Genomic DNA, 17143 nt, shown 5'->3' with positions numbered 1-17143 from the left:
ATGGCGATCGAGCTGGTCACAGAGCGGCAGGCAGGGAACCGTGCCGGTGGGTCGGTCAATGCGCGAGCGGGGACCGCGGCCACTGGTGCCAGAAATGGCGACTGAGCCACCTGACGCACGGACATGAGCTAGCGACACTTCTTCGCGTTGCCCGAGGGCTTATGGCGCGTGGACCAGCACGTAGCCACGGTTCTCCACCGTGTCGAAAGTGCGCATGCCTTTCACCAGCGTGGCCGTCGGCATCCAGACCCAGCCCGCTACAGCCGGGTTGACATCGAGCACGAGAAACGAGTCTGACGCAGCGTCATAGGCGCCGAGCGGCGAGATGTGGCCACCTCCCTTCTGGCCCACGGCCTCACGCCTGTAGTTCACGATCACGTAGTCGCCGCCGCGCGCGAGGTTGTTTGCCATGTCAGCGCGGATGGCCTGCTCGGAAAGCGCATCGTCAACGACGACAACTCTGGTGACGAGCGCGTTTGCACGCAGCATTGCGTCAAACTGGCGCAGCTGGTAGCCGAAATCCTTGACCTGCTTGCCGCCAATGGTGATCGGCTCGCCCAGCACCTGCGCACGTGTCTTGGGGCCCCTGTCGATCACGCTGTCCTGCGTGAACCGCGGGACGATCGGATCGGCGCCGGCTCGCATGAACTGCACATCGTCCTTGCGCAGCCGCGTGTGGTCGCGTGGCAGGTCGGCACTGCGGCTGTGCACGGCGTTGAGCACGATCGCGGCCGAGGTGGGCCCGCAGAAAGTGCCGTTGTACTGGGCTTCAAATTGGTTGGCGAGCGCCGCGAAATCAATCTTTGCGCCCGAGCGGCCAAGACGTGCCAGGCCTTCATCGGACGCAAACGGCACGAGCGCAGGAGACGCTTTCGCCTCTACGCTCGTCGTCGCTGGGCTCGTTGCCGCGCCATGCGTGGCACAGGCCGACAGGAGCGTTGCGGTGGCGAGCAGCGCGGCGCAGACGAGGCTTCTGATCGGCGACATGAGTGACTCCAGGGGTTGCGGAGGGCGGCCCATTGTCGACTACGCCGCACTGCCGTAGAAGTGGGGGCTGTCGATCGTCAGCTCGCCGCAGAATTCTGTTGAAAAACTCGAGGCGGTCCCAGAGGCGACCGTGTGGCTTTTTCGCTTTCAGCGCAGGTCGCCGCTGGACGGCGACGGGCTGATGGCCATCTTCGGCGCCCCGCTGCCGCTGCCCGACCACAGCGCGGCCGCGGTGCGCGCGGCGCTCGACATGGTCGAGATGGTCGAGCTGCTGAACACAGAGCGCATCGCTGCGGACAAGCCTGCGATCCGCATCGGCGTGGGAATCGCCACCGGCGAAATGGTGGCGGGCTACACCGGCACGCAGCAGCGCGCGACCTACACCTGCATCGGCGGCACGGTGAACCTTGCCGCACGACTCGAGGCGCACACCAAGCTTGCGAAGCGGACGATCCTGATCGATCCGGCAACCTGCATGGCACTCGGTGGACGCATTCCGGTCGAGCCCCTCGGGGCGGCGTCGTTCCGGGGCAAGGCGGCGCCGGTCGAGGTGTACGCCGTCACTGACAGCAGCAGCGCCATGTCAGGGCAGCGTATCTTTGCGGTGTTCCCGACGGTCCGCGCGCACTTACAACCTCGTTTTGGGCTGTGCGCGGCGTGGTCCCGGACTAGGGCTGGTACGCGCAGTAGTTCGAGTCCGCATTCGCAGCCCGCCTCCTGGGCTGCCGGCGACTGGAACTACGACCTCTCGTCCTGAGCGGCGACGAGCTCGAAAGAAGCCTCGCTCCCGAGCATGCTGTTTCGGCGCGCCACCTTCGGTCCAGCCGACGGCAGCCATCGCCGCCGGCTCGAGTAGCTCGCGATCCGCTCATCACTGAAGGGAGGTCAGACCAGTCGGGGTCAGCTCTTGGGCTTTGCGTATTCCTCTGCGCTCATCATCTCGAAGCCAACGAACGGGTCGTTGCCTTCGACCCATGCGTCGTGGCCCGGAGGAATGGTGTAAATGCGGCCGATGGCCGGATTCGGCCGGCCAGCACCAGCCCTTCGATGCTGGCGTCAGATAGCGGCCGCTTGGCGCCGCTCGACCCGTCGCGGTCCTTCGTGGATCTCAAGGTCCCAATCCACTGGCATCCCAGAGCGGCCGGTCGAATGGCTGCCTCTGGGCCTCGCAGCAGGCAGTCGCCATTGCTCACGCATGACTCAACCGCGGGCGGATGTTCTGGTTGTTGTGGAAGACGTTGTCGGGGTCGTACTTGGTCTTTACGTCCACCAGCCGGTCATAGACGAAGGCGCCGTACGCCTCGCGGACCCGGCCGGGGTCTTCGTCGCCGCCGAGGAAGTTGACGTAGACGCCTTCCCGGAACCGGCCGAGGGCGGCTAAGAACCCCCTTGCCCAAGCGGTGTCCCGCGTGGCGAAGTCCTCGCCGGGCCGCCATACCGCATCGAGCGTGATCGCGTGCGAAGCCTGCCGGTTCCCAAACGCTGTCCCGCCCTCGGCCACTCGGCTCACCGCGCCCTTCAGATGGAACATCGCCACGTACGACCGTGGCGACGCGCAGGTGAACGCGTGCTCGGCAATCACGTCAATGAGGTCATCGCTGAGATCGGGGAGGTGGGTTGACTTCCAGTAGTAGTTCCAGCCGTGGACGACGGTCGAATCGAGTGCGCTCTGGAATCCCACGTATGGTGTGGGGCCGACCAGGTCGACAAGAGGAGGCCGACACACGCGAAGCGGGCCGAGCGCCCGCTCACCGTCCTCGATCGGCCCGGCATAGCAGTTGCCGACCATCATCACCGGGCGCCAGTGCAGATCCGTGGGAATAACCGGCAGCGGTGGCGCGGTGCCAAACCTCACTACTGTGCCGAGCTCGTCGGGAGCGTCGCGGACGAAGTCGCGGTAAAAGCGGAGAACCTCGCTGGCGTCATTCGCGTCCCAGAGGATGGGCCCGGCCAGGACGGTCGGCCCGACGCAGTGAAGGCGGAACTCGAACGAGGTGACCACGCCGAAATTGCCGCCGCCGCCGCTCAGCGCCCAGAACAGGTCGGGGTGCTCGTCCTCGGACGCGCGCAGCAGCTCGCCGTCGGCTGTTACGACATCGGCGGCGAGAAGGTTGTCGACCGTAAGTCCATGCTTGCGCATCAGCCATCCGACGCCACCGCCGAGGGTGAGCCCGGCGACGCCGGTGTGGCTCACGATTCCACCGGTGGTGACCAGACCGTGCACCTGCGTCTCGTGGTCGACGTCGCCCCACAGCGCACCGCCCTGCACCCAGGCCCTGCGATGGGCGGGATCGACCCGCACGGCCCGCATGGCCGAGAGGTCGATGACGATCCCGTCGTCGCAAACGGCGGTGCCCGCCACGTTGTGGCCTCCCCCTCGTATGGCGATCTCCAGATCGTGGTCGCGGGCGAACCGCACAGCCGCGACCACGTCGGCGACCCCGATGCATCGGGCGATCAGACGCGGGTGCCGGTTGATGGCGCCGTTCCACACGGCACGCGCGATGTCGTAGTCGGCGTGGTGGGCACTGATCAGCCGGCCTCGAAACCCGTCGATTTCAACGAGGGTTGGCTGCTTGCTCCGGTGGCCCAATTCCGTGGTCGTTGGTGTCGTCATGGTGTCCTCCACTTCGAGGACCACATCGGACCACCGCGGACCGCGGCCGTAAAGTCAAAAATCTGGACTTCACAGCCGAAGGTGGGTGCGCGACACTGGGATTATGAGGACGTACGGCCAATACTGCCCCATCGCCCGTGGTGCCGAGATCTTCGCCGAGCGCTGGACGCCGCTGATCATCCGCAACCTGCACCTGGGGTGCGGAGGCTTCAGTGAGATCCTGGAGGGCGCGCCCGGACTGTCGCGTACCCTGCTCTCAGAGCGGCTCAGGCAGCTCGAACGGCGCGGTATCGTCGAGTCGGCACCCAAGCCCGACGGGCGCGGGCGCCACTACAAGCTCACGTCCGCGGGCCATGAGCTCTTCACAGTTTGCCAGGTACTCGGTGAGTGGGGTGCGCGTTGGCTCGAGATCGCCCCCGAGAACCTCGACCCGTATGTGGCCCTGTGGTCGATGTGCCACGCGCTCCGCCGAGACCGGCTCCCGGATCGACGCATCGTCATCCGCTTCGACTTCACCGGTCGGCCGCGCCCTGAGCGCTATTGGCTACTCATCGAGCTCGGAGACACCGAGATCTGCAAGACGTGCCCCGGCCGCGACGAGGACCTCTACATCACGGCGGAAGCCGAAGCCTTCGTCAAATGGCACGCCGGCCATCTCACCTGGGCCCAAGCCACCCGCGAGGGCCGCATCCGACTCCACGGCCCCATGTCGCTCGTAAGAGCCTTCCCAACCTGGAACGCCCGCAGCATGTTCGCCCAGATCACGCCGGTCGCCCGTGCCGACGGGAGCCCCGCAGGCTGACAGGCCCGACGCGGGCTCCCACTCTGGCACCGCACCGACCGCAAGGGTCCGGTCTATGGTCAAGCCGAACGGCAGGTATCGAGCGAGTTCGCCGGTGGGAGAGCGCGGCAGCTATTGGCCGCCGAATTTCGTGGCTGACCGCTTCGTCAGGGGCTGGCCGGCAGAAAAGAGCGCACACGCGCCGCATACGGTGAGGAGCCGAATGACTGCAGCCAGTCTTGAAGCGAAGTTCGGCTCGAGGCAGCTTCGCAACGGGAGCGGTCCTTGGGTCTATGCTCGCGTGCTACCGTAGTCGGCCAAGAGCCGACGGTCGCGGACAGCTTCTGCCTTCGCCACAAACCATGAACCTCCACTCTCAGCCTGAACTCGGGGCACGGCTTGTCGCCATGGTGCGCTCGTCGAGCAGCGTGATGGCGGCATTGAGGGTGGTGCGCTCACTTGGTTTGAACTCTTGGTGCATCGGCGCCGGCGCCGTGCGTTCGCTCGTGTGGGACGCGCTCCATGGCTATGAACGGCCTTCAGCGATTGAAGACGTCGACGTCGTCTACTTCGACGACGCGGCGGACAGTCCCGGGCAGGACGCGGACCTTGAACGTCGCCTCCGCGAGGCAATGCCGGCGTTGCGTTGGGAGGTCACGAACCAAGCCACGGTCCACGACTGGTTCGCCAACAATTTCGGGCAGGTGGTACCGCCGGTTCGGTCCCTCGAAGAAGGCGTGGGCACCTGGCCGGAGTTCGCCACATGTGTGGGCGTCAACCTGAATGATGAGGAATCGATTGGGGTCGTGGCTCCGCACGGGCTCGACGACCTGTTCGAACTGCTCGTTCGGCACAACCCGCTCAGAGCGAGCGCCGCTACGTACCGGCAGCGAGTGCAATCAAAGCGGTTCGGCGAGCGGTGGCCGTTGCTTTCGATAGAAGAATGCTGAAAGCAGAATTCGCCCAACAGCCGTCACCGGCCAGAACCGGTCTTTCGACTAACGAGTCGAATCCTGATCGCATGAGCGCACAGCCCTTTCCTGCAGAGCGATGATCCGCGGCGAACGAAAGGACACACACGATGACCATCACCATCACCGCCTTTGAACGGTCGCCCGACGGCGGCAAGGGTCTGGCGCGCGACACGCGGGTCCGCTGGGCGCTGGAGGAAGCCGGCCTGCCCTACGAGGTGCGCCTGGTGGCCTTCCGCGCGATGAAGGAGGCCGCGCATCTGGCGCTGCATCCCTTCGGCCAGATCCCCACCTACGAGGAAGGCGACCTCGCGCTGTTCGAGACCGGCTCCATCGTGCTGCACATCGCCGAGCGCCACTCGGGCCTGTTCCCCGCCGATGCCAACGCAAGGGCGCGCGCCATCACGTGGATGTTCGCGGCGCTCAATACGGTCGAGCCTCCCATCCTCGAACTCGTCACCGTCAAGCTGGTGGAAGGCGACAGGCCCTGGAAGGCCGAGCGCCTGCCCCTCGTCGAGGACCGGGTGCGCGCCCGACTGAACCAGCTGGCCGCCCGCCTGGGCGACGGCGACTGGCTAGACGGCGGCTTCAGCGCGGGCGACCTGCTGATGGTGTCGGTGCTGCTCCGGCTGAGACCGTCCGGCCTGCTGAACGAGTTTCCCAGCCTAGCCGCCTATGTCGCTCGCGGCGAAGCGCGGCCGGCCTACCAGCGGGCGTTCGCCGCGCAACTGGCGATCAACGCCGCCTCCTTACCGGAGGGCTGACGGGGCCGCCGCTGCCGGCGCGGTCGAAGCGATGCACAGCCGTCGCCCTGGCCGCCGCAGGCGAGCCGTTCAAGGTGGGTTCGCCGGACGCTCGCGGACGACGAGAAGACGTGAGCGCCGAAGGTCCACTTCGTTGTAGAAAGCGGGAAGTCGCGTTTGGGCCCGAAGCTCCGAGACCGCTACTGGCTACAGTCGGCCAGGACTGGACGTTCAACCCAAGCCCCAATCGAGAAGCGACCCAGCAAGATGACGCAAGCTGCGCTGGCACGGCAGCGGCGGCGTCGGCCACCGCACGCTCTACGTCGACAGCCTCGACGCCCGTGCACTCGGCGAGCGAACCGTGGAAGGGCACGGCCGCCGACCTCTTCGTGCAGGCCCAGTTCCCGATCCATTCGGGCTGCCTCCTCGGGCTGCCCGTCCGCATCCTGATCTCGGCCATGGGCCTGGTGGTCGCGATGCTCAGCGTCTCCGGCGTGGTCATCTGGCGGCGCAAGCGCTGCGCGCAGGCCGAGGCGAGCCGGCTGCAGCGCGGTGCGCGGGCGATGTCGCCTCCCCTAGGCTTCGATCTGCATCGAGGGCCGCGCCTGCACCTTCTGCAGCCACGCCTGCACGTGCGGGTGCGAGGACACCGGCGCACCGATGTAGACGCTGTAGCCGATCACCGAGCCGACCACGAGGTCCACGAGCGAGTAGTCCGCGCCCAGCATCCAGGGCTGCTTCGCCAGGCGTGCGTCGAGCAGCGCAAGCAACTGGCTCAGCCCTTCGCGCGCGGCTTCCTCATGGGCCGCGCTGCGCAGCGCTTCCTCGCCATGCGCCGCGACCTGCAGGCGCACCAGCACCGCGCCGTAGGTGACGTAGGACCATGCGCACCAGGACGTCGCCTGCAGCCGCTCAGGCGTGTCCGCCTTCGGCCACAGGCCACGCGCCACGCCGTAGCGCTCGCCTAGCCACAGGTGGATCGCGAGCGCCTCGAACATCGACGCGCCGTCTACCGTGAGCGTGGGCACCTTGCCGTTGGGATTGAGCGCGAGGTAGTCGGGCTTGCGCTGCTCGCCGCTGCGGATGTCGATCTTGACGCGCTCGTGCGGCACGCCGAGCTCGGCGAGGGCGCAAGCGATGGGGGTGGCGCTGGACATGGGGTGCCAGTAGAGGACGAGGGACATGGTGGGCTCCTGGTTGGGTTGGGGTTTCGGGGGACTGTCGCGGCCGCAGCTGCGATGTCGTGAACTCTAGATGTCATTGCGGACAGATTCCGCCCTCGATGCGAGCTACAGTCCTGCTATGCTGACCGCCTCCTCGCGTCTTCTTCGCCTGCTCTCCCTGCTGCAGACCCGCCGCCACTGGGCCGGCGCCGAGCTCGCCGAGCGGCTGGAGATCCACCCGCGCACGCTGCGCCGGGACATCGACCGCCTGCGCGAACTGGGCTACCCCGTGCATGCCAGCAGCGGCGTGGCGGGCGGCTACGCGTTCCGCCCGGGCCACGCGCTGCCGCCGCTGCTGCTCGATGACGAGGAGGCGCTCGCCACTGCGATCGCGCTGCGCACCGCGACGGCCGGGGCCGTCACCGGCATCGAGGAGGCGTCGCTGCGCGCGCTCGTCAAGCTCGAGCAGGTGATGCCGTCGCGCCTGCACCGCCGGATCGACGCGCTGCGCTCCGCCATCGTCCCGCTCGATCGGGCCGGGCCGGTGGTCGACGCGGCCCAGCTCGCGCAACTAGCGGCCGCCTGCCGCGAGCAGTTGCGCCTGTCCTTCGACTACGCCGACAGCCAGGGCCGCGCCAGCGCCCGCACCGTGGAGCCGCAAGGCGTGGTGCACACCGGCCAGCGCTGGTACCTCGTGGCCTGGGACCCGGCGCGCCAGGACTGGCGCACCTTCCGCATCGATCGCATCGCGGGCACGCTCGCCACCGGCGGCCATTTCGCGCCGCGCCCCGCACCCGAGGGCGGCGACTTGCGCGCCTATGTGTCGCGCTCGCTCGCGGTCAACCCCTACTCCGAGCAGGCGCGCGTGGTGCTCCACGCGCCGCGCGCGGCGATGGCGCGGCGCATTCCGCCATCGGCCGGCTTGCTGGAAGAGATCGATGCGAAGCGATGCCTCCTCCAGTGCGGCGCGAACGCGCTCGATTCGCTGGTCTACTGGCTGATGGCGCTCGACGTGGACTACGAGGTGCTGGAGCCCGCTGCGCTGAAGCAGCGGCTGCGCGTCGCGAGCGAGCGTCTCGCGCGCTGCCTTGCGGCCGGCGAGAAGCCGAGGAAGAAGAACAGGAAGATGGCAGGGCCCGCCTGAGCGTCAGGCTTCTCGCAGCGGCGCCATCGCGTAGGCATCGTGGTACGGTGCCATCGACCCGGAAAGATCTGCGCTTGACGCCCTCCATCTGGAATCCCAGGCGTTCGTAGAGCGCCTTGGCATTCAGGTTGTCCGGGACGATCGATGCGTTCATGATTCCTGCCTTGGCATGCGCCGCATGACGATTCTCCCGCGGATCAGAACGACCAGAGGCGGGTGCGCTCGCCCAGCTCCGTGCTCGCGCGCACGCCCATTCGTTCGAGACACGAACGCTGTAAGCTGCGTTCCCGAATATTGGAGATGACATGGCCGCCTACGTTGTCTTTGACGTCGAGATTCGCGATGCTGAGCGATATCAGGATTTCATGCGCCAAGTGAAGCCAGCGCTCGAAGCTGCTGGCGCGAGGTACTTGGCCCGTGGTGGCGCCCACAAGGTATACGAGGGAGACTGGTTACCTCGAAGAATGGTCATCCTCGAATTTCCTTCGGTGTCGGCGTGGGAGACCTTCTACAACGGTCCTGTCTACCAAGGCCTGAAGACGATTCGGGACGAATGCAGTTCGGCGCGCCTCGTGAGTGTTGAGGGTCTCGACCCCTAGGCCAGCCGCAACCGGCCATCACCAGCCATTCAATGTGGATGCCAAAAAGCAGCCGCTCGACGCCGCTCTCAACCCAGAGCGGCCTTATTGCAGTTCGATCCAGGCGCCCGAACTCCGACGCTCGACGTCAGGGATCAACGGCCCACGGGAGCGGGCGAGGTCCTGCCTGGCGGAACCTGTGTGCCGATCTGTCGGGCGTCACTTTGCGCTCGCTGTTCCGTCAGCGTGCAGTGCGAGGATGTCGGCGATCGCGCGATTCAGGGGCGTCGGTATGTCTTTGCGCTGACCAAGCTCCACAACGCCCCCGGAGAGCCAGCGGACCTCCAAGGGATTGCCTCGCTCGAGATCGTGATGCATCGAGGAGGTCATGTCATAGGCCACGTCGTCTGCAAGCTGGAGGCGCACTTCAGCGTAGTTCTCGGGCAAATCCACGCCGTAGGCCCTGCCGACCCCAACGACCTCGCGCATCACTTCGAGCAGGAAGGCACGTGTCTGCGGATTTTCGCGGATCGGACCGATGGGCTTGCGAATCGTCGTCGTGGTCCCCGACAAGCCCACCAAGAACACATACTTCTGCCAAATCTCGCGAAGGATGTTCTCGGAGAGTTCCGCCCTGATGCCGCCGGCGAGGCAGGCCTCGAGGAGCGCTTGCCCCCGGGCTGACCGCGAGCCATCGAACTCGCCGAACAGCAGCCTCTGCATCGACCCTGTTTGACGTATGACGCCGGGCCTGTCGATCGTCGTCGCCACGTAGCCGACGCCGCCCATGATCTGCGATGCGTCGTAGGCGGCTCGCAGGTACTGATCCTTCAGAACACCGTTTTGAAACGAGATGATGGTCGTGCCCGCGCCGACCAATGGGCGGATCTGCTGCAGGGCAGCTTCCGTGTCCCACAGCTTGACGCAGAGCATGACGTAATCGACCACGCCGACTTCTGCTGGATTGTCAGTCGCAGCGACGCGAGGAATATGGATGGGCTCGGGGCCTTCCACGCGCAGGCCTTCGCTACGCATGGCTCGAAGGTGACTGCCGCGGGCGATGAAGTGCACATCTGCACCCCCTCTGCAAAGGCGAGCGCCGAAGTAGCCGCCCAATCCACCCGAGCCCATGAACGCGATACGCATGGTGCGCCTCCTTCTACTGCTCGGCTGCAGCATACCCTCACGGTCTCCTCGGACCATCCCCGCCAGCCGCCGCGCCGAAGTACCAAGCGGGCTCCGGGCATGCAAGACCAACAGTGACGTGAAGGTCGCCCAGAGCGGCAACCGGCGCGCTCAGGTGTTCTGGCCCGAGTGCGGAACGCCCCTTTACGCCACGGCCCCGGAAAGCCCCACCTCTGTCAGCATCCGCCTGGGCTGCGTGCAGCAACGGGCTCAGCCGAGCCGTTCGCCCAAATCTGGCGGCACTGCGCGCTGCCATGGATTCACGAGCTGGGCACTGTGACTGGATCGCCCGAGCAGCAGGCTTTGTTTGCCTGCACCTCCCCGGTGACTCGTCTGTGCGGCGTGCCGCTCGACTGCAGCGGTGGTCGACGAACCCCGTGACTGAATGACCTAAATGCCGATCGGGTCAGCGCCCGATCACGATCGGCGCGCCCAGACGACAGCGATCGATCACGGCCAGGTCCGGCTCGATCCCGAGCCCCGGTCCCGTTGGCACGGCCAGCTGGCCGTCGCGAGCCCGCACCGCGTCGTGGTAGGGGCTGGCCTGCAGGTCGCCGAAGAAGAGTTCAAACGGCACCTCCGGTGCGTACGCTGCAGCCAAGTGCAGCGACGCCAGAAAGCCGGGGCCGAAGTAGAAGCAGTGCGGCACATAGTCGACGCCGTGCGCGCGCGCCAGGGTCACGGCCTGAGCGACCGCCTCGATGCCGCCGAACTTGATGACGCTGGGCTGGCAGATGTCGACCGCGCCCGTGCGCAGCATGGACTCCATCTCGTGGATGCCGGCGACGTTTTCGCCGGCGGCGATCGGCGTGGAGGCAGCTGCGCGCACGCGAGCCAAACCATGGAAGTCCTCCGGCGGCCATACCGGCTCTTCCAGCCAAGCCAGCCGCGAGGCTTCAAGTGCTCGTGCGTTGTCGATCGACTGCGATACGCTCCAAGGGCAGTTGGTGTCCAGGGCCATCCACACGGACTCGCCGCAGGCGGCACGCGCAGCGCGTACGGTCTCCAGCCGGACTTCGTGCAGCTTGATGTGTCGGAACCCCTGGGCCAGGGCTCGTTCGACCGCTCGTGCGACCAACTCCGGTTCCGCGTAGCGCAGCAGGCTCGCATAGGCAGTCAGTTCGCGCGGCGCTCCGCCGAGCAGCGATGCGATCGGCAACGATGCCACCTTGCCGGCGATGTCCCACAACGCGATCTCAATGGCCGACAGCGCATAGACGACCGGGCCGCTGCGTCCATGAATGTGAAAGCGATGCGCCATCTCGGCCATCAACGCGGACCGGTCGGAAACCTCGCTTCCGATGAACGCGGGTCCGACCAGGCTCGCCAGCGCTGCACTCGTGGTCGGACACGCGACGTGCCCCCACCCTTCGCCCCAGCCCTCGACGCCGACATCGGTGCACACGCGCACGAACAGCGAGTCCACGGACGTCCAGTTCATACCGGCAAAGGCCTTTGGCGCCGCGCCCATGTCGAAGGGCACGCGGATGAGGTGGATCTCGATGCGCTCGATCTTCATGGCTGGACCTCTGCACCAATCGTGTGCCGTCAATGATGACGGGTTCCGGGATGTTGATCAATTCGCTCGTCGCCCTACCTGGAGAGCCGTCAGTCGCGACTGACGGCTCCTGGCCGTTCAGTAACTTTGATGAAGGTCAGCTCCTCTTGATACTGAAAGACCGCAACGGGCCCCAACCGGCGGTTGCGACCTAACCGGCGGCGGCTCGAGATCCCCTCGCGGCCCCCGGAAAATTCAAAGATGGGTGAAAAACCCACCGGAAAATTCAAAGTGTGTTGCCCAGCGCGTTCAAAGTAGCTTGGCAGAGCTGCTCCAAAGTCCTTGATGCGCAACGCCACGGCCTTCGATCCTGGCCGCCGATCGACAGCTTGAGCCATGGAGGGTTGCGGCACCCGCCATCCTTGAGTCAGATCTGCACCCTGCTGGGCCGCTACGCCTTCGACGCGGTGACCCGGTCCGCGAGCTCCCTGATGCGGAGGTCGACCAGCGAACGCCAGCCCTTGAGGTCCGAGCTTCGCCCGTATTGCGCTTCAACCTCTTTCTCCGCCTGCGCACCAAACTGGCGTCTGGTCCAAATGGGCAAGCGAGGAGTTCGCGCGCGCGGGGTGGCCTCGCGCGGGCTCGGACGCGCCGAGAGAGCACCGAAGGCGGATGCGTGTCCCGCGTCGAACTCCGCCATCAGCTGAGCCGGATTCTCCGCGAGCAAGCTGCACTCCCGCTCGGTGAGACGGCGGACATCAGGCGTCCCATGCAGCGGCCGAGCTGAGACTTCGGTGCCGAGCATCTTTCGATAGCAGCCTGCGCCCAGGACGATGATTCCCTCGCTGTGGACGACGACGTAAAGCTGCCGAAAAACAGTGCGGCCACAGCCTGCGGCCTGACATGCAAACCGTCTGGCTTGTGCAACCTCCACAATCGCGAGCAGCTTTCCAGTTTCCATCTGCCGGCCCGATCAGGACTTGGATAGGAAAGTATGTTTCGAGCGATGGTGTTTGTCCGCTGCACTTCCGGCCTAGGTCAGTACATCCTTTGCCAGCAAGCTGGCGCGAACCGCTTGCGGAATATCTCGTTTGGAGAATGGCTGAAGGCTGGGGCAAACTACGCTCATGACGGCCACCAGTGATGAGATCGCAGCCCTGCGAGTCGAGTTCGAACGTTCCCATCGCCGGCCTGCTCGCGCGCTGGCAGAGCTGCTGTTGCTTGGAAATGTGATCCTCGAAGATCACCAGTTGCTTGAGGGAAAGACCGGCGATGCCTTTGAGCAGTTCGTGCTACAGAGCCTGAGCGATCAGGGCGTGGAAGTGGGCGAGTTCGCTGCCGCCGTGAAAGCGTTGGGCACCCTGCGAGCGACGCTCGCCGAACTCCAGCAATTGCCTGACTAAGTAGGCAGTTTCATAAATACGGCCACGTGTATTCTTGATAAGTTCGGCCACGTATGGCGTCTTGATGCAATCCTTCGACCAGGGGTTGCATATGCCAAGGAAGAGTCCGTTCCATATCGAGTTGACGCTGGATGAGTCGGCCGAGTTGAATCGTCGTGCAACCAGATATACGTTGCCGTATTTCGAAGTTGTTCGAGCCAAGATGATCCTGATGGCCGCCAACGGCTTGGACAACGACGAGATCGCCGCGCGGCTGGACACCCGGCGCGAGGTGGTCAGTCAGTGGCGCCAGCGTTTCTTCAAGGAGCGATTGGCGGGTCTCGAAGAGAGAGCCCGCCCGGGACGCCCTCGGGTCTTTCCCCCCAGAGGTCACGGTTGAGATCAAGGCGCTCGCATGCGAGTTGCCGGCCACCTTGGGCTTGCCGCTGTCGTGCCTGAGCGTCGCCGACGTGGCGCGACACGCGCAGCGCTCGGGCCTGGTGGCGCGCATCAGCGACAGCACGGTTTGGCATTGGTTGCACGAGGACGCGATTCGCCCGTGGCGGCACCGATGCTGGATCTTTGCGCGCGACCCGCACTTCCAGGCCAAGGCCGGCCGCATCCTGGACCTGTACGAGCGACGCTGGCAAGGGCAGTCGCTGCGCAAGGACGAGTTCGTCATCTCGACCGACGAGAAGACCAGTATCCAGGCTCGGCTGCGCATGCATCCGAGCCTGCCCACCGAGGCGGGAAAGTCAATGCGCGTGGAGCACGAGTACGAACGCGCCGGCGCCTGGGCGTACTTGGCGGCGTTGGGCGTGCATCGCGCCAAGGTGTTCGGCCGCTGCGAAGCAACCACAGGCATCGCGCCCTTCGAGCGTTTGGTCGATCAGGTCATGAGCCAGCCGCCATACGTAAGCGGCTGCGGCGACGACGGAGGGGTGTTGATCGGCCCCATTCTGTGCCGGATGTGCCAGCAGCGAAATCCGACGATGCGCGATTTTTAGACAAGAACGCTGCAACGCCTGGACAAGCGTCAAAGCCGAAGCCGCCCTAGTCTTCTGTCAACCTGCTGACAAGGCGGGGACAACCCCTCAGCCCTTGGGCACCACGCTCGAAATCCACCGGAGTTCTCCATCATGACAAGCAAGACCCACCCCAGGCTACGCGTCGCCGCGGTCCAGGCCGCCCCTGTGTTCCTCGACCTCGACGCGACGATCGACAAGACCATCGACCTGATGGGCCGCGCGGCGAAGGATGGCATCCAGCTGCTTGCATTCCCCGAGACCTGGTTGCCGGGCTACCCCTGGTGGATCTGGCTGGATTCGCCGGCCTGGGGCATGCAGTTCGTGCAGCGCTACCACGACAACTCGCTGGTGATCGGATCGCCCGAGTTCGAGCGCATCAGGGACGCCGCACGCAAGCATCGCATCTGGATCTCGTCGGGCTTCAGCGAGAAGGCCGGAGGCAGCCTCTACATCGCTCAGTTCCTGATCGACGACAAGGGCAACGTCGTGCAGACGCGCCGCAAGCTCAAGCCCACCCACGTCGAGCGCACCGTCTTCGGCGAGGGCGACGGCTCCGACCTCAGCGTGTGCGAAACAGAGATCGGCAACATCGGGTCACTGTGCTGCTGGGAGCATCTGCAGCCGCTTTCCAAGTACGCCATGTACTCGCAGAACGAGCAGATCCATTGTGCCGCCTGGCCGAGCTTCTCCCTCTATCGGGGCGGCGCCTACGCGCTCGGCCCGGAGGTCAACAACGGCGCCAGCCAGCTCTATGCCGCCGAGGGCCAGTGCTTCGTGATCGCGCCATGCGCCACGGTATCGAGCCCTATGGTCGACCTGCTGTGCACCGACCCGACAAAGAAGCAGCTGCTGCTCGCCGGTGGTGGCTTCGCGCGCATCTACGGGCCGGACGGCTCTCCGCTCGGCACGAACCTGGCCGAGACCGAGGAGGGTTTCGTCGTCGCGGACATCGACCTCGGGCTGATCTCACTGGCCAAGGCGGCCGCCGACCCCAGCGGCCACTACGCGCGGCCCGACGTGACGCAGCTGCTCTTGAACAAGACCCGGCGGGAAGCCGTCGTGGTCCAGACTTCTCCCGCGGCTGAGATGACGGAGGCCACCCCCGTGGCGGAACCCGCCGCGGCGCAGGCCCTGTCCGCCTGAGCGGAGAACCGCATGAGCATCTATCACGACCAACAGCGCCAGTTGCAGGACGCGTTCGACACGCGCCGGCTGGCGGATGTCATCGAGACCCACAACCTGCACGACACCTTCAACCCGCTGGACACCGCGTTCATCGCGACGAAGGATTTCTTCTTTCTCGCGACGGCCGATGGCTCGGGAAAGCCAAGCTGCTCCTTCAAGGCCGGTCCGGCGGGCTTCGTCAAGGTGGTCGACGAACGGACTCTGGCCTTCCCTTGCTACGACGGGAACGGCATGTACCTGTCCATGGGCAACGTGTTGGCCAATCCAAAGGTCGGCATCCTGTTCATCGACTTCGAGAAGCCCAACCGCCTGCGGATCAGCGGAGAGGCGTCCGTGATGAAGGATGACCCGTTGATCTCCGAGTACCCGCAAGCCCAGTTCGTGGTCCGGGTTGCCGTCAGCGAGATCTTCCTGAACTGTCCTCGATACATCCCCAAGCTTCAGCGAGTCTCGAGTTCGCCGTTCGTGCCCGCGCCAGGGCGGGAAACGCCGTTTCCCAACTGGAAGCAGATCGACTTCGTGCGCGATACCTTGCCGGAGCGAGATCGTCGCAAGGCATTGGAGATGCCGGCGATCGACATCACGGACTACATCAAGGCGATCGAAGAATCGTGAATTAAGGGCGAGGATGAGAAGTCGTCCATGAAGTGGCTCGCGCGGGCAAGGTGCTGCGCGGTGGCATTTTCGATGTCTTCGGCTACACGCAGGAGCGTCGCCTGGAACGCAGCCTGATCGCCCAGTTCGAGGCGCGGCTGGAGATCGACTGTCACCTCCAAGCATGAGGCACCAGTGTTACGCCAGGATTGAGAGCCGACGCCCCATCGCCCTGGCTCGCTCAACCGTGCGCCAGCAGCATCTTCAGGAAAGTGAGCCCGTTGCGCTGGCCCTTGTCCTCGTCGCAGTTGTTGAAGATCAGGTGAGTGTTGCGCACCTTGTAGGCCAGCCGCACCACCTCGATCACGATCTCCGCAGTTCCTGGTCCGGATAGTCGTAGTCGAAGCGCTCGGCTGCTGAAGACGCCCCCTTGATGTTGTAGGTGTCCACGTTGCGGCCGTGCAGGCGCACCAGCGCGTAGTCGGGGTTCGTGGTTTCCGCCAGCAGCGGCACGCTGTTGGCGAAGCCCTGCGGCCCGTCGACGATGGTGTGCACGGCGCCGAGCGCGCGCAAGAAGTCGATCGTGCCGGCGCGGCTCGCCTCGTCGAACCAGGACTTGTGCCGGAACTCGACGCTGCAGGTGTGCCCCTCCATCTGCTCGATGCAGTGCTCGACATGCACATGCCCTTCGCGGTTGCACATCAGCCAGGGCGGGAACTGGAAGTGGACCAGGCCGAGCTTGCCTGCCGCCTGGAGCGGCGTGATTGCATCGACGAACCGGCGCCAGAGCTCGGCGCGGATCTCCGGCGGCGTGCTGCGGTAGTACAGCGTCTGGCTCGTGCCCAGCGCCTCCTTGATGTCCTTGTGCAGCACCTTCGGGTCGGTCTGGTGGCCGGTGAACAGGCGAAAGGCCTTCACGTTGAATACGAAGCCCTCGGGCGTGCGCTCGGCCCAGTTGTGGGCGTTGATCGGCGTGGGGATCCCGTAGTAGCTCGAATCGACTTCGACCAAAGGAAAGAGCGACGCGTAGTAGCGCAGACGCGCCTCGGGCGTCTTCGCTTCCTTCGGGTAGAAGCGCCCGCAGTCGATCAGCGTCTTGTCAGTCCAGGAGGCTGTGCCGACGAGGATGGCCATCGGCACATGCTACCGGCTCGAGCCAGTTTTGGGCAGCTTCGGCCGGCGTCATGGCGCGCAGACGGGCGTCGCGCCAAAGGTCCGCGGCAATGTCCTCCAGCGGCTCGACGCAGCTTGCGCTCACCAGCCCGTGACAAGATGCGGTTTCGCCTG

21 protein-coding genes and 2 pseudogenes are annotated in these 17143 nt (G+C 65.6%); 13 read left to right on the top strand and 10 right to left on the bottom strand.

The features are described from left to right. Positions 1 to 159: 159 nt before the first annotated feature. The gene (locus BLS74_RS28435) at positions 160 to 987 is read right to left on the bottom strand and encodes a phytochelatin synthase family protein (protein ID WP_170855746.1); all 828 of its coding nucleotides are present in this window, start codon (positions 985 to 987) and stop codon (positions 160 to 162) included. 130 nt (positions 988 to 1117) lie between these two features. Between BLS74_RS28435 and BLS74_RS28430 the strand changes: the two genes are divergently transcribed. Then, positions 1118 to 1744, top strand: a complete 627-nt coding sequence (locus BLS74_RS28430) for an adenylate/guanylate cyclase domain-containing protein (RefSeq protein WP_212733713.1) — start codon at positions 1118 to 1120, stop codon at positions 1742 to 1744. Positions 1745 to 1887: 143 nt separating this feature from the next. Here BLS74_RS28430 and BLS74_RS35290 read toward each other — a convergent pair. Both BLS74_RS35290 and BLS74_RS28420 read right to left on the bottom strand, forming a co-directional pair. Continuing rightward, positions 1888 to 1989: pseudogene (locus tag BLS74_RS35290) on the bottom strand (cupin domain-containing protein); the annotation flags it as partial. 187 nt (positions 1990 to 2176) lie between these two features. Further along, positions 2177 to 3604: an FAD-binding oxidoreductase gene (locus BLS74_RS28420; protein WP_093110546.1), complete on the bottom strand. Its 1428-nt coding sequence runs from the start codon at positions 3602 to 3604 to the stop codon at positions 2177 to 2179. A 103-nt stretch (positions 3605 to 3707) separates the two neighbouring features. Here BLS74_RS28420 and BLS74_RS28415 point away from each other — a divergent pair, with 103 nt between their 5' ends. The 4 genes and pseudogenes from BLS74_RS28415 to BLS74_RS35285 all read left to right on the top strand — a co-directional run. After that, a complete protein-coding gene (locus BLS74_RS28415) occupies positions 3708 to 4406 on the top strand; it encodes a winged helix-turn-helix transcriptional regulator (protein ID WP_093110544.1) in 699 nt (232 codons plus the stop codon). Positions 4407 to 4792: 386 nt separating this feature from the next. Further along, positions 4793 to 5335 carry a nucleotidyltransferase family protein gene (locus tag BLS74_RS28410; protein WP_093110480.1) on the top strand — a complete coding sequence of 181 codons (543 nt, stop codon included), beginning with the start codon at positions 4793 to 4795 and terminating at the stop codon, positions 5333 to 5335. A gap of 131 nt (positions 5336 to 5466) precedes the next feature. Further along, positions 5467 to 6120: a glutathione S-transferase family protein gene (locus BLS74_RS28405; RefSeq protein ID WP_093110479.1), complete on the top strand. Its 654-nt coding sequence runs from the start codon at positions 5467 to 5469 to the stop codon at positions 6118 to 6120. Between the two features lie 74 nt (positions 6121 to 6194). Next, positions 6195 to 6554: pseudogene (locus tag BLS74_RS35285) on the top strand (hypothetical protein); the annotation flags it as partial. Between the two features lie 120 nt (positions 6555 to 6674). Here BLS74_RS35285 and BLS74_RS28395 read toward each other — a convergent pair. After that, entirely contained in the window at positions 6675 to 7283 is a 609-nt protein-coding gene (locus tag BLS74_RS28395) for a glutathione S-transferase family protein (RefSeq protein WP_093110478.1), read from the bottom strand. Positions 7284 to 7401: 118 nt separating this feature from the next. Here BLS74_RS28395 and BLS74_RS28390 point away from each other — a divergent pair, with 118 nt between their 5' ends. Together BLS74_RS28390 and BLS74_RS28385 are read left to right on the top strand one after the other, a co-directional pair. Further along, positions 7402 to 8406, top strand: a complete 1005-nt coding sequence (locus BLS74_RS28390; RefSeq protein ID WP_093110477.1) for a helix-turn-helix transcriptional regulator — start codon at positions 7402 to 7404, stop codon at positions 8404 to 8406. Between the two features lie 305 nt (positions 8407 to 8711). After that, positions 8712 to 9005, top strand: a complete 294-nt coding sequence (locus tag BLS74_RS28385; RefSeq protein ID WP_093110476.1) for a DUF1330 domain-containing protein — start codon at positions 8712 to 8714, stop codon at positions 9003 to 9005. Positions 9006 to 9203: 198 nt separating this feature from the next. On the opposite strand, the gene BLS74_RS28380 is transcribed toward BLS74_RS28385, so the two are convergent. The 4 genes from BLS74_RS28380 to BLS74_RS28370 all read right to left on the bottom strand — a co-directional run bounded on the left by BLS74_RS28380 (position 9204) and on the right by BLS74_RS28370 (position 12628). Next, positions 9204 to 10130 carry a ketopantoate reductase family protein gene (locus tag BLS74_RS28380; RefSeq protein ID WP_093110475.1) on the bottom strand — a complete coding sequence of 309 codons (927 nt, stop codon included), beginning with the start codon at positions 10128 to 10130 and terminating at the stop codon, positions 9204 to 9206. 445 nt (positions 10131 to 10575) lie between these two features. Continuing rightward, entirely contained in the window at positions 10576 to 11688 is a 1113-nt protein-coding gene (locus BLS74_RS28375; RefSeq protein ID WP_093110474.1) for a mandelate racemase/muconate lactonizing enzyme family protein, read from the bottom strand. An 89-nt stretch (positions 11689 to 11777) separates the two neighbouring features. Next, entirely contained in the window at positions 11778 to 12065 is a 288-nt protein-coding gene (locus BLS74_RS34065; protein ID WP_139191769.1) for a hypothetical protein, read from the bottom strand. Positions 12066 to 12118: 53 nt separating this feature from the next. Beyond that, positions 12119 to 12628, bottom strand: coding sequence for a hypothetical protein (locus tag BLS74_RS28370; protein ID WP_093110473.1), 510 nt, complete (start codon positions 12626 to 12628; stop codon positions 12119 to 12121). A 166-nt stretch (positions 12629 to 12794) separates the two neighbouring features. Between BLS74_RS28370 and BLS74_RS28365 the strand changes: the two genes are divergently transcribed. The 6 genes from BLS74_RS28365 (at position 12795) to BLS74_RS35595 (ending at position 16044) form a co-directional block, all read left to right on the top strand. Further along, positions 12795 to 13070, top strand: coding sequence for a hypothetical protein (locus tag BLS74_RS28365; RefSeq protein ID WP_093110472.1), 276 nt, complete (start codon positions 12795 to 12797; stop codon positions 13068 to 13070). A 64-nt stretch (positions 13071 to 13134) separates the two neighbouring features. Next, positions 13135 to 13449, top strand: a complete 315-nt coding sequence (locus BLS74_RS28360) for a helix-turn-helix domain-containing protein (protein ID WP_093110471.1) — start codon at positions 13135 to 13137, stop codon at positions 13447 to 13449. Between the two features lie 34 nt (positions 13450 to 13483). Further along, positions 13484 to 14056, top strand: coding sequence for a hypothetical protein (locus BLS74_RS28355; protein WP_139191768.1), 573 nt, complete (start codon positions 13484 to 13486; stop codon positions 14054 to 14056). Between the two features lie 132 nt (positions 14057 to 14188). Next, positions 14189 to 15220, top strand: coding sequence for a carbon-nitrogen hydrolase family protein (locus BLS74_RS28350; protein ID WP_093110469.1), 1032 nt, complete (start codon positions 14189 to 14191; stop codon positions 15218 to 15220). Between the two features lie 12 nt (positions 15221 to 15232). After that, entirely contained in the window at positions 15233 to 15877 is a 645-nt protein-coding gene (locus BLS74_RS28345) for a pyridoxamine 5'-phosphate oxidase family protein (protein ID WP_093110468.1), read from the top strand. Positions 15878 to 15909: 32 nt separating this feature from the next. After that, a complete protein-coding gene (locus BLS74_RS35595) occupies positions 15910 to 16044 on the top strand; it encodes a DUF6537 domain-containing protein (protein ID WP_280142674.1) in 135 nt (44 codons plus the stop codon). A 53-nt stretch (positions 16045 to 16097) separates the two neighbouring features. On the opposite strand, the gene BLS74_RS35670 is transcribed toward BLS74_RS35595, so the two are convergent. Both BLS74_RS35670 and BLS74_RS28340 read right to left on the bottom strand, forming a co-directional pair. After that, positions 16098 to 16223 (bottom strand): hypothetical protein, encoded by a 126-nt coding sequence (locus BLS74_RS35670; RefSeq protein ID WP_348272447.1) that lies wholly within the window; start codon positions 16221 to 16223, stop codon positions 16098 to 16100. After that, positions 16220 to 16990: a DUF72 domain-containing protein gene (locus BLS74_RS28340; RefSeq protein WP_348272446.1), complete on the bottom strand. Its 771-nt coding sequence runs from the start codon at positions 16988 to 16990 to the stop codon at positions 16220 to 16222. The genes BLS74_RS35670 and BLS74_RS28340 overlap by 4 nt, the downstream gene beginning before the upstream one ends. Positions 16991 to 17143: the final 153 nt, after the last annotated feature.

Source organism: Variovorax sp. CF079, assembly GCF_900101545.1.
Lineage (GTDB): Bacteria > Pseudomonadota > Gammaproteobacteria > Burkholderiales > Burkholderiaceae_C > Variovorax.
The sequence above is the reverse complement of the archived record's forward strand: the minus strand, read 5'-3'. Positions and strand labels throughout refer to the sequence as shown.

What these genes read in the sequence shown, in the direction of transcription:
- BLS74_RS28435 (WP_170855746.1), bottom strand. Translation starts at nt 987, where the DNA reads ATGTCGCCGATCAGAAGCCTCGTCTGCGCCGCGCTGCTCGCCACCGCA.
- BLS74_RS28420 (WP_093110546.1), bottom strand. Translation starts at nt 3,604, where the DNA reads ATGACGACACCAACGACCACGGAATTGGGCCACCGGAGCAAGCAGCCA.
- BLS74_RS28415 (WP_093110544.1), top strand. Translation starts at nt 3,708, where the DNA reads ATGAGGACGTACGGCCAATACTGCCCCATCGCCCGTGGTGCCGAGATC.
- BLS74_RS28410 (WP_093110480.1), top strand. Translation starts at nt 4,793, where the DNA reads ATGGTGCGCTCGTCGAGCAGCGTGATGGCGGCATTGAGGGTGGTGCGC.
- BLS74_RS28405 (WP_093110479.1), top strand. Translation starts at nt 5,467, where the DNA reads ATGACCATCACCATCACCGCCTTTGAACGGTCGCCCGACGGCGGCAAG.
- BLS74_RS28395 (WP_093110478.1), bottom strand. Translation starts at nt 7,283, where the DNA reads ATGTCCCTCGTCCTCTACTGGCACCCCATGTCCAGCGCCACCCCCATC.
- BLS74_RS28390 (WP_093110477.1), top strand. Translation starts at nt 7,402, where the DNA reads ATGCTGACCGCCTCCTCGCGTCTTCTTCGCCTGCTCTCCCTGCTGCAG.
- BLS74_RS28385 (WP_093110476.1), top strand. Translation starts at nt 8,712, where the DNA reads ATGGCCGCCTACGTTGTCTTTGACGTCGAGATTCGCGATGCTGAGCGA.
- BLS74_RS28380 (WP_093110475.1), bottom strand. Translation starts at nt 10,130, where the DNA reads ATGCGTATCGCGTTCATGGGCTCGGGTGGATTGGGCGGCTACTTCGGC.
- BLS74_RS28375 (WP_093110474.1), bottom strand. Translation starts at nt 11,688, where the DNA reads ATGAAGATCGAGCGCATCGAGATCCACCTCATCCGCGTGCCCTTCGAC.
- BLS74_RS34065 (WP_139191769.1), bottom strand. Translation starts at nt 12,065, where the DNA reads ATGGCTCAAGCTGTCGATCGGCGGCCAGGATCGAAGGCCGTGGCGTTG.
- BLS74_RS28370 (WP_093110473.1), bottom strand. Translation starts at nt 12,628, where the DNA reads ATGGAAACTGGAAAGCTGCTCGCGATTGTGGAGGTTGCACAAGCCAGA.
- BLS74_RS28365 (WP_093110472.1), top strand. Translation starts at nt 12,795, where the DNA reads ATGACGGCCACCAGTGATGAGATCGCAGCCCTGCGAGTCGAGTTCGAA.
- BLS74_RS28360 (WP_093110471.1), top strand. Translation starts at nt 13,135, where the DNA reads ATGCAATCCTTCGACCAGGGGTTGCATATGCCAAGGAAGAGTCCGTTC.
- BLS74_RS28350 (WP_093110469.1), top strand. Translation starts at nt 14,189, where the DNA reads ATGACAAGCAAGACCCACCCCAGGCTACGCGTCGCCGCGGTCCAGGCC.
- BLS74_RS28345 (WP_093110468.1), top strand. Translation starts at nt 15,233, where the DNA reads ATGAGCATCTATCACGACCAACAGCGCCAGTTGCAGGACGCGTTCGAC.
- BLS74_RS28340 (WP_348272446.1), bottom strand. Translation starts at nt 16,990, where the DNA reads ATGGCCATCCTCGTCGGCACAGCCTCCTGGACTGACAAGACGCTGATC.